General features: G+C 65.8%; 11 protein-coding genes and 1 pseudogene. 3 read left to right on the top strand and 9 right to left on the bottom strand.

Translation table 11 applies throughout. The features are described 5' to 3' along the window. Positions 1 to 61: 61 nt before the first annotated feature. Positions 62 to 985: an NADP-dependent oxidoreductase gene (locus AB0L58_RS21515; RefSeq protein WP_364389173.1), complete on the bottom strand. Its 924-nt coding sequence runs from the start codon at positions 983 to 985 to the stop codon at positions 62 to 64. Between the two features lie 295 nt (positions 986 to 1,280). On the opposite strand from AB0L58_RS21515, the gene AB0L58_RS21510 reads away from it, so the two are divergent. Beyond that, positions 1,281 to 2,054: a TIGR03084 family metal-binding protein gene (locus AB0L58_RS21510; protein ID WP_364389171.1), complete on the top strand. Its 774-nt coding sequence runs from the start codon at positions 1,281 to 1,283 to the stop codon at positions 2,052 to 2,054. Positions 2,055 to 2,387: 333 nt separating this feature from the next. Here AB0L58_RS21510 and AB0L58_RS21505 read toward each other — a convergent pair whose 3' ends face one another. Beyond that, positions 2,388 to 3,293, bottom strand: a complete 906-nt coding sequence (locus AB0L58_RS21505; protein ID WP_364389169.1) for an ADP-ribosylglycohydrolase family protein — start codon at positions 3,291 to 3,293, stop codon at positions 2,388 to 2,390. A gap of 181 nt (positions 3,294 to 3,474) precedes the next feature. Further along, a pseudogene (locus tag AB0L58_RS21500) lies at positions 3,475 to 3,594 on the bottom strand (type III polyketide synthase); the annotation flags it as partial. Positions 3,595 to 3,762: 168 nt separating this feature from the next. Here AB0L58_RS21500 and AB0L58_RS21495 point away from each other — a divergent pair. Further along, the gene (locus tag AB0L58_RS21495) at positions 3,763 to 4,164 is read left to right on the top strand and encodes a PPOX class F420-dependent oxidoreductase (RefSeq protein ID WP_364389168.1); all 402 of its coding nucleotides are present in this window, start codon (positions 3,763 to 3,765) and stop codon (positions 4,162 to 4,164) included. Positions 4,165 to 4,351: 187 nt separating this feature from the next. Here AB0L58_RS21495 and AB0L58_RS21490 read toward each other — a convergent pair whose 3' ends face one another. Genes AB0L58_RS21490 through AB0L58_RS21475 form a run of 4 tightly spaced genes read right to left on the bottom strand, consistent with a single transcriptional unit; the run spans position 4,352 to position 7,393 of the window. After that, positions 4,352 to 5,401 carry an ABC transporter ATP-binding protein gene (locus AB0L58_RS21490; protein ID WP_364389166.1) on the bottom strand — a complete coding sequence of 350 codons (1,050 nt, stop codon included), beginning with the start codon at positions 5,399 to 5,401 and terminating at the stop codon, positions 4,352 to 4,354. Next, on the bottom strand, positions 5,398 to 6,210 hold the full coding sequence (modB, locus tag AB0L58_RS21485; protein WP_364389255.1) for a molybdate ABC transporter permease subunit: 813 nt from the start codon (positions 6,208 to 6,210) through the stop codon (positions 5,398 to 5,400). The genes AB0L58_RS21490 and modB overlap by 4 nt, the downstream gene beginning before the upstream one ends. Further along, positions 6,210 to 6,995 carry a molybdate ABC transporter substrate-binding protein gene (gene modA, locus AB0L58_RS21480; protein WP_364389165.1) on the bottom strand — a complete coding sequence of 262 codons (786 nt, stop codon included), beginning with the start codon at positions 6,993 to 6,995 and terminating at the stop codon, positions 6,210 to 6,212. Before modA ends, modB begins: the two co-directional genes overlap by 1 nt. Then, positions 6,995 to 7,393 carry a helix-turn-helix transcriptional regulator gene (locus AB0L58_RS21475; RefSeq protein ID WP_364389164.1) on the bottom strand — a complete coding sequence of 133 codons (399 nt, stop codon included), beginning with the start codon at positions 7,391 to 7,393 and terminating at the stop codon, positions 6,995 to 6,997. Before AB0L58_RS21475 ends, modA begins: the two co-directional genes overlap by 1 nt. Positions 7,394 to 8,195: 802 nt before the next feature. Here AB0L58_RS21475 and AB0L58_RS21470 point away from each other — a divergent pair. Next, entirely contained in the window at positions 8,196 to 10,052 is a 1,857-nt protein-coding gene (locus AB0L58_RS21470; RefSeq protein WP_364389163.1) for an ABC transporter ATP-binding protein/permease, read from the top strand. 22 nt (positions 10,053 to 10,074) lie between these two features. Here the strand turns inward: AB0L58_RS21470 and AB0L58_RS21465 are convergent, their stop codons facing one another. Together AB0L58_RS21465 and AB0L58_RS21460 are read right to left on the bottom strand one after the other, a co-directional pair. Beyond that, the gene (locus tag AB0L58_RS21465) at positions 10,075 to 10,824 is read right to left on the bottom strand and encodes a Mut7-C RNAse domain-containing protein (protein WP_364389162.1); all 750 of its coding nucleotides are present in this window, start codon (positions 10,822 to 10,824) and stop codon (positions 10,075 to 10,077) included. After that, positions 10,821 to 11,978, bottom strand: a complete 1,158-nt coding sequence (locus AB0L58_RS21460) for an FIST N-terminal domain-containing protein (protein ID WP_364389161.1) — start codon at positions 11,976 to 11,978, stop codon at positions 10,821 to 10,823. The genes AB0L58_RS21465 and AB0L58_RS21460 overlap by 4 nt, the downstream gene beginning before the upstream one ends. Between the last annotated feature and the right edge of the window lie 358 nt (positions 11,979 to 12,336).

Raw genomic sequence — 12,336 nt, 5'->3', positions numbered from 1 at the left:
GGATCGAGGCCCAGGCGTCCGACTCGGCGACCGACCGCAATCAGGGTGAACGACGGCGTATTCATTCGTCGCTTATGCGGATGATCGTCTTGCCGGGGCTGTGCCTGCCGGGATCGAAGGCGTCGGGTGCTTCGGCGAGGGGGCGGACGGCACCGACGGCCGGCTTGATGCGGCCGTCGCGCAGGCGCGTGGCGAGCTCGGTGAGTTGGGCCCGGTCGGGTTCGACGACGAAGAAGACGGCGCGTCCGTTGTCGGGCTGGATCGTGGGTGGCATGGCGATGGTGACCAGGGTTCCGCCGGCGCGTACCAGGCTGGTCGAGCGATCCAGAACGTCTCCGCCGATCACGTCGAATACCACATCGACTTCGCCGACCTGCTCCAGCGGCTCGGTGTCCAGGGCCAGGAAGGTGTGCACGCCGAAAGTGAGCGCGCGGTCGCGGTCGCGGGCTCGGCCGGTGCCGATGACTCGGGCGCCGGCCTCGCGGGCGAGTTGCACCGCGATCGAGCCGACACCGCCGGCGGCGCCGTGGATCAGGACGGTCTGACCGGTGGTGAGGCGGGCGTGGTCGAAGAGGCCCTGCCAGGCGGTCAGCCCCGAGATCGGCAGTGCGGCGGCCACGGTGTGGTCGATATCTGCGGGTAGGGGAGCGAGGTTGCGGGCTTCCACCGCGGTGTATTCGGCAAGTGTGCCGTTGCGGGTCCAGTCGGCCAGACCGAAGACCCGCTGGCCGACGGTCAAACCCGTGGTGCCGTATCCCAGTTCGACGATCACTCCCGACAACTCGTGGCCGGGCACGCTCGGGGTCCGGTCCCGGCCGGCGCGGTCGTTCCAGGTGCCGGGCCAGTCCAGCTCACCGGGGGTGAACCCGGCGGCGTGCACTTTCACGATCACGTCGTTCTCGGCGGCGTGGGGGTAGGGCAGGTCGTGCGTCAGGGTCATCCCGGCGACGCCGGCGTCACGATTCCCAACGATGATGGCTTGCATGCTTGGTCCTTCGTTGTCGTATGTTGCCGACAGGGCGACGAGGCAGCACTGCCGGATGTGACGGTTCGAACGCAGCCAGGCTCATCAGGATCAACGGCTTCACAGTAAGCGATGATGTTGCCCGCACTCGTCGGGCGCGCGTGGAAATCGACAGAAGAGTGCCTTCCGCCCGATCGTCGAGTCAGCGTGCCGGACAACCGATCAGCGGCATTTCCGGATGCGTCCGCGGTGTGGCGCGGTCGGCGTCTACCTTGGTGGTGATCATGTTCGACCATGTGTGTGAAGGTGATACCGGATGTTGGATTACGGCCTCGACATGTCCGATGTGGAGCGCGATCTTGCTCTGCCCGACTTGGTGGCTGAAGGAGATGAGCTCGACGCCCTGGTGTCAGCGCAGGCCGACTGGTCCACGGACACGCCGGCAATGGGGTGGACGATCGCCCACCAGATCGCTCATCTTGCTGCAGCTGATGCGAACGTTCTCATCGCCATACGGACCCCGGAGGCGTTCGACGCCGTGCTGAAGCAGGCCGAAGCCGCAGGCAGCCGATACGCCGATCTCGACGCTGCCGCGGGAGCAGCGAAACCGCGATCGGTACTGCTGGAACAATGGCGTGCCGGTCGTACCGCGGTGGCGGCGGCGCTGCGTGATGTTCCACTGGACCATGGGTTTCCGTGGTATGGCTCGCAGTTGACCGCCGCGCTCATGGTGCCGCTGCGGCTGATGGAAACGTGGGCTCATGGGCAGGACGTTTTCGATGCGTTGGGTGTCGCACACCGTCCGACGGGTCGGCTCCGACATGTGGCCTCCTTGGGGGTCGTAGGACGAGAGCTGTCGTTCTACGCGGCCCAATTGCCTACTCCGGCAGAGCCGTTCCGTGTCGAGCTGACCGGTCCCGACGGCCGGACCTGGGTCTGGGGCCCGGAAGATGCCGGGCAACGGGTTCGGGGCAGTGCCCTCGACTTCTGTCTTCGAGTCACCCAACGCAGGTCCCTGGCCGAGACCGACCTCACGGCGGTCGGCGAGGACGCGCGGAAGTGGCTGGAGATCGCTCGTGTTTTCCTCTGAAGAGGTTGGTTCCCCGAGCCAATGATCCAGACGTTGAACGTCGGCTCGCAGCGTGCAGACCGTGCGATGAGTTCACAGTGTCGACGGATGAGTAGCGGCCTCGGCAGTGCCGTGGTCGGCCCTTCCGCTTCCGGGGCTGGCTTCCATTTTGGTCAGCTGGTCGTTTTCAGCCGTAAGGCATCGAGCATGAGGTCGAGTAGCGACTTACCCTGCACCGGACATCACATAATCGGCAGTGCTTTCTCCGCGGCAACGACTGGGTCGACAACGTCGCGATCGCTCGACAGATGCGCGCGTTCGTCTCCGGCTGGCTCACCCCGCTGATGATCGGCGTCAGTCCGTCGCCCATGCAGGCAGGGGCTCACGTGCCGACAACCACTGTTCCGGTATTCCGCGTATCGTGCCTCGGCTTCCGATCCCGGTGTGTGCTGCCACGATTCCACCGACGATCGCGGCCGTCGTGTCCACATCCCCGCCAGCCTCGATACACGCGGTGACGGCGGCCGGATAGTCGCAGAGAAAGGTGGCGGCTGCCCAGAGCGTGAACGGCACCGTGTCCTGAGCGCTGACCTGTGCGCCGTTGCCGAGCTCGTAAGCTGCTTCGGCTACCGATCGGCCGAGCAGCTTTCGAGCTCGCCGGACACCGTCCCCGGTCCGGCCATCAACCAGATACGGCTCTACCGCGTGCAGCAATTCACTTGGTACACAGTCTTTTCCACGCGTCACCGCAGCATGGCTCGCCGCGACGGCGACCGCCATGGCGCCCACGATCGCTTCCGGGTGCCGGTGGGTGACCTCGGCGGACAGCGCGGCCTGCGCTGCCGCTCGGCGCAGGTCTCCAGCGAAGTACGCCCCGAGCGGGGCGACCCGCATCGCGGCCCCGTTTCCCCATGATCCGCGCCCGCCGAAAGCAGCGCCTGCCGCTTCCTCCCAGGAGCGCCCGTCGCGAATCTCGTGCAGCACAACGACTGTGCCGCCACCATAGCCACGATACGGTTCGCAGCGATCGGCGAAGGCGCCCGCGAGTGCGTCCCGGTCGACACCGCCGCGGCCGCGGACTTCCGAATACACCGAACAGGCCATCTCGGTGTCGTCGGTCCACTGCCACGGGGCCACTGGCGTTCGCCCTGCGAGCAGATCAGCGACGGAGTGACCGGGCACGAAGAACTGAGCACCCAGCGCATCGCCAACAGACAAACCCTGCAGGCTGTGATACGCGGAATCGGAAACCAACGACATACGGTGGCCAATGATGCCAACCGCAACCAGCTACCGCAACACCCGAAAAGAGCAGTGCCACAATGGTCCACGGCGGTATGACCGCCGCGGCCGACTCGCATGCCAGTCGAAACTGCATGCCGCCGAGCATGTCTCGGAAGTCGAGGCAGCAGAATTGGAGGCGGTGCGGATCCGTTCATCCACAGCCCATGAAGTTGACCACCAGGCGAGCGATCGAACGAGGCAGTCCGAGGTCTTCGACGACCGCGACATCGACGCCGGGCGCGATGACGCCGGTGCTCGTGGCGAACACGAGAAGTCCGAAGTGCCAGGTCGACGCCGGAAGCCCGCGGGAAATCATCGACAAACTCCTCACCGAACACCAACTGTTCGACATCGTCGCCGTCGCCGGAACCTGCCACCGGTCCACGTCATCCGAACGAAGTAAAGGATGGCGCGATCGCTGCCGAAGCCCCGCTACGCTTCATCGGTGACTTTCACTACGAATGAGCAGCAGTTCCTCGCGGAGGCCGGGATCGGTCGGCTGGCCACGGTATCGCCCGACGGCGTTGTGCAGAACAACCCGACCAGCTATCGGGTGAATGCCGACGGCACCATCGACATCGGCGGGATGCGCATGCACAACAGCCGCAAGTACCGCAATGTCGAGGCGGGCAGTCGGGTGTCGTTCGTCGTCGACCAGCAGGTCTCGTTGGAGCCGTACGTTATTCGCGGCATCGAGGTGCGCGGCACGGCCGAGGCGCTCGACGACCAGGAGCCGCCGTTCCCGCCCCAGGAGCGCTCGATCATTCGGATTCATCCCGAACGGATCATCTCCTGGGGCATCGACGGCGGCTCCTTCGATTTCACCAGTCGCACGCCCGACAACTGAGTGGTCGCGCCCGCAAGTTCCTTGGGGGCATGCGGCGCGGTTCCGAAAGGCTGCCAAGCGGCCGGATAGGCGACCGCGCCGTGCTGGTCGACCCACATCGTGCGGGCGCGGCCGGGTGGAAGTGTCGGGTGCCAGTGGCGGCGGTCCTGGATGGATGTTTCGGACGGGCACCCGCCGCGTGGTGGCGTCATGCCGGGTAGGTGTTGATCTCGGTCGCTTTGAGCGCTGCCCACAACTGCGCGCCATGGTGTAGGCGCAGTTCGGCGACAGTGGCCGGGGTGACATCGGCGAGAACCGTTGGGCTGCCGTCGAGGCGGACTCGCGTGGTGTGGGCGTGCTGTTCGAGCCCGATGATGGTGACCGGCCAGGTGTTTCGCGGGCTGCCCGCGGGTTGTTCGGGGTGCAGGCTCACCGCGTTGGGAGGGAACGCGACATGGACCGCACCCTGGGCCGGTTCGGCCACGGTGAGTGTTGCGCCGCCGTCGAGGTCGACGGTGTTGCCGTGGGCGGTGCCGCGATAGAGGTTGAGGCCCACCAGGCTTGCGACATAGTCGGAGCGTGGTCGGCGGGCCACTTCGCCGGGTGGTCCTTCCTGGATGATGTTGCCGTCCTCGAGGATGACGAGGCGGTCGGCGAGCACCATGGCGTCGAGCGGGTCGTGGGTGACCAGCACCGTATGCCCGGTGTAATCGGTGAGGTGGTGGGCGAGGTCGGTTCGAACCTGTAAGCGGGTGCTGGCGTCGAGTGCGGCCAGCGGTTCGTCGAGTAGCAGCAGTTGTGGGTCGGTCGCGAGTGCGCGGGCCAGGGCGACGCGTTGCGCCTGTCCGCCGGACAGTGCGCGTGGTTTGGCGTGTAGGTGTTCGGCGAGGCCGACCCGGTCGAGCCAATATTCGGCGCGGTCGCGGGCCGCGCGGCGGTGCTGTCCGCGGGCGCGCAGTCCGAAAGCGACGTTGTCCTGGGCGGACATGTGCGCGAACAGCAGGTAGTCCTGGAATACGACGCCGACCGCGCGTCGCTCGGCGGGGGTGAACAGCTTCGGCGGTGCGTCCCAGGTGTTTTCGTCGAGACGGATGCGTCCGCCGGTGAGTGGGGTGAGTCCGGCCAGCGCCCGCAGTGCGGTGGTTTTGCCCGCTCCGTTGGGGCCGAGCAGTGCGACGACTTCCCCGGCTGACACGGTGACGGTGATGTCGAGTTCGAATCTTTCTCGGGTGATGCGTATTTCGGCTTCGAGGGTCACATCGCACCTCGTGTCCACCGGTCCCGCAGCGCCGCGAGTACGACCACCGATACGAATAGCAGTACCAGGCTGAGCACGATCGCGTCCTCGGGATCGGTTTCCAAGGCGAGGTATACCGCCAGCGGCATGGTCGTGGTCTTGCCGGGGAAGTTGCCCGCGAAGGTGATGGTGGCACCGAATTCGCCGAGGGCACGGGCCCAGCACAGCACCGCGCCCGCGATCACGCCCGGCATGATCGCGGGCATGGTGACCCGCCGGAAGATCAGCCAGCGCGAGGCACCGAGGGTGGCGGCGGCTTCCTCGTAGCGGGGGTCGGCTCCGCGCAGTGCACCTTCGACGGAGATGACCAGAAACGGCATCGCCACGAACGCCTCGGCGACCACGACCCCGGCGGTGGTGAAAGGCAGTGAGACACTGAACCATTCGTTCAAATGCCGGCCGATGATTCCGCGCCTGCCCAAAACGAGTAGCAAGGCGACCCCGCCGACGACCGGCGGCAATACCAGTGGGACGGTCACCAGCGCTCGGACGAATCCGAGTCCGGGCATCTCGCCGCGCGCGAGCAGCCACGCCAGCGGGATACCGAATACCAGACAGACGACAGTCGCCGAGCTCGCGCATATCAGCGACAAGCGCAGTGCCTGGCCGACTTCGGCGCTGAACAATCGGTCGGGCATGCTGCGCCACGGTGCGCGCAGCAGGAGCCCGACCAACGGCAACAATAGGAACGCCAAGCCGCAGACGGCGGGCAGCACGAGGATGAGCGGTCGCCGCCCACGTGTTGCCCGCCGTCGCGCCGACGTCCGGATCACGGGTTGTCGAATCCCGCCTCGGTGAATACCGCGCGGGCTTGGTCGGACTCGATGAACGTGACAAATGCCGAGGCGGCGGCGGAGTTGGGAGCCTTGGCCAGCGGTGCGACCGGGTAGTCGTTGATCGCCTTGTCGGCCTCGGGGAAGTCGATGCCCTCGACCTTGTCGCCCGCGGCCTTGACGTCGGTGCGGTAGACCAGCGCAGCGTCCACTTCACCGAGGGTGACCTTCGTCAGCACCGCTTTGACGTCCGCCTCACGAGTGTCGGGCTGCGGGTTGACACCGGCGACATCGAAGACGGTCTTGGCCGCCGCACCACACGGCACCTGCTCGGCGCACAGCGCGATCTTCGGTTCGGTCTTGCCGAAGTCGGCCAGTCCGATGATGTGGCCGGGATTGCCCTTGGGAACCGCGATTTCGAGGCGGTTGCGCACGAAGGTCACCGGTTTGGCGGTGATATCGCCCGCGTCGACGACCTGCTGCATGTTCTTCGGCGCCGCCGAGGCGAACACATCGACCGGGGCGCCCTGCTTGATCTGTTCCGCCAATGCCGAACTCGCACCGAAGCTGTAGACGACCTTGGTGCCGGGGTGCGCGGCCTCGAATTGCTTGCCGAGTTCGGTGAACGTCTCGGTCAGCGATGCGGCGGCGAATACCGTCACCGTCCCGGAGATCTTGTCGGTAGGGGCCGAGTCGGACGATTTGTCCGATCCACAGCCGACCAGAGTCAATGCGACCGCGCCGGTCAGGGCAACCGCACTCAGCGAACGAATCATCCTCATCAACTTTCCGGGATTTCTACAACAACGTGGGTGGACTTGACCGACGCGACGGCGATGCTGCCGACCTCGAGGCCGAGCTCATCGACCGATTCCCGGCTCAGCAGCGACACCAACCTGAACGGCCCGGCCTGCATCTCGACCTGGGCCATCACCGTGTCCTTCACGATTCGTGTCACGATCCCGCGCATCCGATTCCGCGCGGAAGCAGCCACCGTGGCGCCGGGTTCCGGAGCCTCCGCGTTGGCCTGCAGAAATTCCGCCAGCTCGCGGCCGCTCACGCCCTTGCGACCGCTGTCCAGCTGGATCGCTTTCAGTCGCCCCTGATCGATATACCGCCGCACGGTGTCATCGCTGACCCCCATCAAGGCGGCAACCTCGCTGATCCGCAGATTCGACACGATTGGCAGCATATTGCCGTATCCACGGAATGTATAGCCCGATGTAGACGCTTCGGCGGATCGTTATCTAGGTGGACACGCGCGTCGCCGGTGGTGCGAGTTGTTCGAAACGCGACGTCACGCTGGCCCCTGTTCGATTCGCCGGGAATGCGGAGCCGGGTACGAGCGGGTCGGGTTCGTTGGTCATCGCGGACCGGCGATTGTGTGGCTGCGTCACCGAACACTGCGTGTCGTACCGCATCGGTGCAGACCCCGTCTGCGCGCGCAGCACCGCGAGGCCGAAGAGGAATCGTGCTCGCGATCGGATCGTCGGCGAAGCTGAAGGCGATGAACACCGGCAATGCTGCGCATGCGCCATTGGGTACGACGCGGAATCGGTTGCCGGTCATGGTCATTCGCGCCGCACCCCCGGCAGACAAGGGTTTCGCCGTCGTCGGCGGGGTCGGCGAGCCCGATGTGATAGTCCGGCGCGTGGCATGTTCGCCGTGTCATTTCGAGGAGCAGCTTATTGTCGCGGTGCATCCAGAGCATTTGCGTGGTGGCCCAGGCAGCGTCGCGGGCGCGGTGCAGATCGAACTGAGCACGCTGGTCGAGCGTCGGCCTGCCCAGCCATTGCGTTATAGAGCCGTCCGGCAAAATTCCGAGCCCCGACCCGCCGATCCATACCCGCACCCGCTGTGTACCGCGAGTCGATCCGGTTCCACGGAGTTCGCGTGGGTAGCAAGTAGCGTTGGCTCGCGCCCGGCGCCGGGCGAATTCTCGACTGCGATTTCGATGCTGCCGGAAACGATCGGAGGCTGCGGTGCCTGCGTCACGAGACTGGAGCGACGAACTGGCCGGGTCGGCACGGTGGCTGCTCATGGCCTTCCCGATCACCGTCATTGCCTTTCTGCTTGTCGCGGTGTTGTTGCTGCGGGTCACCACATGGGGGCAGAATTTCTGGACGGTCACCGGCGAGTTTTTCACCGGTAGGACGGCGGTGCGCGCCATTCCGTTGGTCGGGGTGCTGTTATTGAGTGCCGTGGCATCGGTCCGAGTGCAGGTGCTGCTGTCGTATCAGGGCAATGACATGTACTCGGCACTGCAGAGTGCCGCCGCGGCGATCGGGAGCGGTGACGACAGCGCGCTCGGCACCGCCCAGAACGCGTTCTGGCATTCGATGGCCATCTTCGCCTTACTCGCCTCGGTCGAAGTATTGCGCACCCAGTTGGATTTCTATCTCGGTCAGATCTTCGAAATCGTCTGGCGCCGTTGGCTTACCGACAGTCTCACCGGAACGTGGATCGGCGATCGGGCCTACTATCGGGCCCGATTCATCGACGAACCCATCGACAACCCGGATCAGCGCATCCAGCAGGATGTCGGCGACATGATCGCGAGTGCACGCTTGCTGTCGCTCGGGGCGGTCACCGCCGTGGTGTCGGTGGTGTCCTTCACCAGAATCCTGTGGGACCTTTCGGAGCCGCTGACGCTTGTCGGCTTCGAAATTCCACGGGCAATGGTGTTCCTGGTATTCGCCTACGTACTGGCGGCCACGACCATCGCCTTCCGGCTCGGCCGCCCACTGATCCGGCTCGGTTTCCGATATCAGGCGGTGATGGCGGACTTCCGCTATGCACTGGTCCGATTGCGTGAGAATGCCGAGCGCATCGCCTTCTACCGCGGCGGGGGCACGGAAAATGCCGGATTGCGTACGCTATTCACGGAAGTGCTGCGCGTCTACTATCGCCTGGTTCTGTTCACTACCCGGTTCATCGGCTGGAATCAGGCGGCGACCGAGACGGCCAGGGTATTTCCCTGGCTCATCCAGGCGCCGCACTTCTTCGCCGGGACGCTCACCCTCGGCGATGTCACGCAGACCGGCACCGCATTCGGGCAGATCCAGGAGTCGCTGTCCTTCTTCCGCAATAGCTACAGCCAATTCGCGGCCTTTCGCGCGACCCTGATGCGCCTGTACGGACTTGTCGATGCGAGCGCGCAATCGCGCGAACTGCCCACCATCGGCGTGCGCGCGTTGGACGGATCGGTGGAGTTGACCGCGGTCGACGTATCGAAGCCCGACGGCGCGGTCCTGATCGCGGCGTTGAATCTGCGGCTGCGCAGCGGCGATGCGGTGGTCGTCAAGGGGCTTTCCGGGAGCGGCAAGACGACGTTGCTGCGTGCCATCGCCGAGATGTGGCCCTACACCCGGGGTGTCGTCGGTCGGCCCGAGGCCGGCGCCACCCTGTTCATCTCGCAATTGCCGTACCTGCCGCTGGGCGATCTGCGCGCGGCCGTCACCTATCCCGCGGCACCCGACAGCGCCTCCGATGCGGCGGTGCGCGCGGTCCTCATCAAGGTGCAGCTCGGCCATCTGGAAACTAGGTTGGACGAGCAGGCCGATTGGGCGAATATTCTGTCGCCCGGTGAACAGCAGCGATTGGCATTTGCTCGGATAATTCTGATCCGCCCCGAGGCGGCATTTCTCGACGAGGCCACCTCTGCCGTCGATGAAGGTCTGGAATTCGCCCTCTATACCCTCATCCGCGCCGAGCTCCCCGACCTCATCCTGATCAGCACGGCCCACCGCACAACGGTCGATCAGCATCACACCGCCCGGCTGGAACTCAAAGGTGGTGGCGATTGGTCGTTTGTGCCGAATCAGCTCGGTAAACGGTGAGCCGGCTACATCGCTCGTGGTGTCAGGATTGATTCAGTTCAGCGCGTATCGCCGCCACCGTGGCGTTGAGCCGGACCTGGTGCGAGCCCTGCCAGTAGATCCGGCCGCAGTCGCGGCACTGCCGAAATATGTCGTAATGACGGCGGGTGAGTGGTTGTAGTCGATCTTCGACATCGGCTTTGGCGACCGCGACCACGGCGCCACCGCAGGGCAGACAGCGGGTGAACGGCGCCAAGCACGCCATGAGATCGAGCCGTCGGATCAGCTCGACGATCTGCTCGACCGGCTGGTCCGACCGGATGTATACGCCGTGAGTTACGTTGCGCCGCTTGAGCAGTCCACGGTCGCGGGTGAGCAGGATCCGGTGCTCGGCCGCCGACAGTTCGGCGAGTGCGGCATCGTCGGCGTCCCATCGGCAGTGCACGTCGAGGCCCATCAGCCGCATCAGTTTGGCGAGGCCGCCGAGATTGACGTCGACGACGAAGCGCGGCTCGCGCAGCGGGTACGGGCGCACCCTGGTAACCCGGCCGATGTCCAGGGTCTCGAATACGGGATAGGCGGTGATCCGATCGTCGTGGCGCGGGCGTTGGCCGAAGGTCACCGGTTGCCCGTTGACCAGCACCAGGTCGACTTCGGTATGCGGGATGCCGGCCGCCTCGATGACGTCCTTTACGGTCTGGTGCGGACGGAACGGTCGCCGCAGCACCGTGTACCGCTCATCGGGCCGTAGGAAGTCGTTCAGCTCGGCGTAGACCCGCAGGTCGACGCTCATTCGACGAATACCGCCATCGATGCCGTGAATCCGTGCAATGCATTGCGGCCGGCGATGGGACCGATCTCGCCCGCGGCGAAGATGCCCGCGAGCGGTATGCCGTCGAGCAGGTCCTCGATCGTCGCGGCGTCGTGGTCGGCGACCCCGAACATCCGCCGACCCCGTCCGTTGCACGTGAACAGCAACGCACCCGCCGGGCGTCCCGGCAGGTCCGAACCCACTTGGACGAGGGCCGCACGCAGATCCTCGTCGGCCCCGACCGCGTCGCGGACCTGGAACTGCACGGTCGTGCCGACCTCGACGACCTCGCCGATCTCGATCGCACCGCTCGACGGGTCGGCACCGAGGAGGCCGCGGATCAGGAAATCGCCCTGCCCGGGTTCTGCCAGATGCTCGTCGACCACGATGCCGATCTGCAGTCCGTGCGTCACCAGCTCCTGCTGTTCGGGTGAGAGCACCTCGACGATCTCGCGCAACCGCTCGATCGGCGCTCGGCCGCCCAATTCGGTGATCAGCGCGCCACGCGCGGCGGTGACGATATATGGATAGCCGATCGGTCGGCAGCCCTGCGACACGATGGGGACACCGTGCAGGCCGGGAAGTCGCACGCCGACTGCGCCGGAGGTCACCACCTCGCGGTCGTGGAACAGCCTGCAGCCGCCCGGCCCATACGCGCCGCTCACCAGCCCGCCCATCACGGTGGTGCCGGGCCGATCGGTATTCAGGTGCTGGAGCAGAATGTCGGCGGGGAACGAGAACGGGTCCGGCAGCAGCAGATGGAAGTCGTGTGCGGCCTTGTCGAAACGGTAGCCCGCGAGTAGCCCGCCGGTCGCCGTGCGAACGAAATCAAGTCGGAAGGTCTCGGGGGCGGCGGGCAATCCGGATGCCAGCCATACCACCACCGCGGGCTCGTCCTCGATCTCACGGCGGCCGGCCACGATTGCCTGCGCCACACATCCGACGAGTGCGGGCACCTGAACCGTCTGGTGGACGCCGGCTAGTACGGCCGCGGCATCGTCGGTATGTGCTCGTGATGCCAGCAGCACAGCAAGCGACAGCGTCTCGTCCGCGATCTGATCGCGAGCGTCCGCTGCGGCTTCCATGCCCGCCTGCCACGCTTCCGGCGCGGTGGAGAGCCCGACTCCGATCCGCACATGTCCATGGTAGCGAACCTGTTGCGAGCATGGGTATTGCTGCAGCACAATATGTTTCAGGGAAATCTGGGCAAAACAGGCCGTCAGGGCGGTGAGTGTGCGCACTGCGGCCGTGCTGGTGTCGAGCCTTGGCTCTGGAAATGCCGAGGTCGACGTCCAACTATGGCTGTAGAAGCGTCTGCGAGGAGGCTCGCTTCTGATATTCGTCGATACACCCGGAGGCGTGCTACGCGGTAGGCGACCGGACCCTTCCCCGCGGTTGCAGGCGTCGGGTGCGGCACCGTAGTCACCGCACTACCCGCTGCGGGCGGGTACCGGGTCGAGCGAGTGCTCGTCGGCACAAGTGCTCGCACTGACT

Source organism: Nocardia sp. NPDC052112 (assembly GCF_040680135.1).
Lineage (GTDB): Bacteria > Actinomycetota > Actinomycetes > Mycobacteriales > Mycobacteriaceae > Nocardia.
Note: the sequence above shows the minus strand (reverse complement) of the source record. Positions and strands in the feature narration are given on the sequence as shown.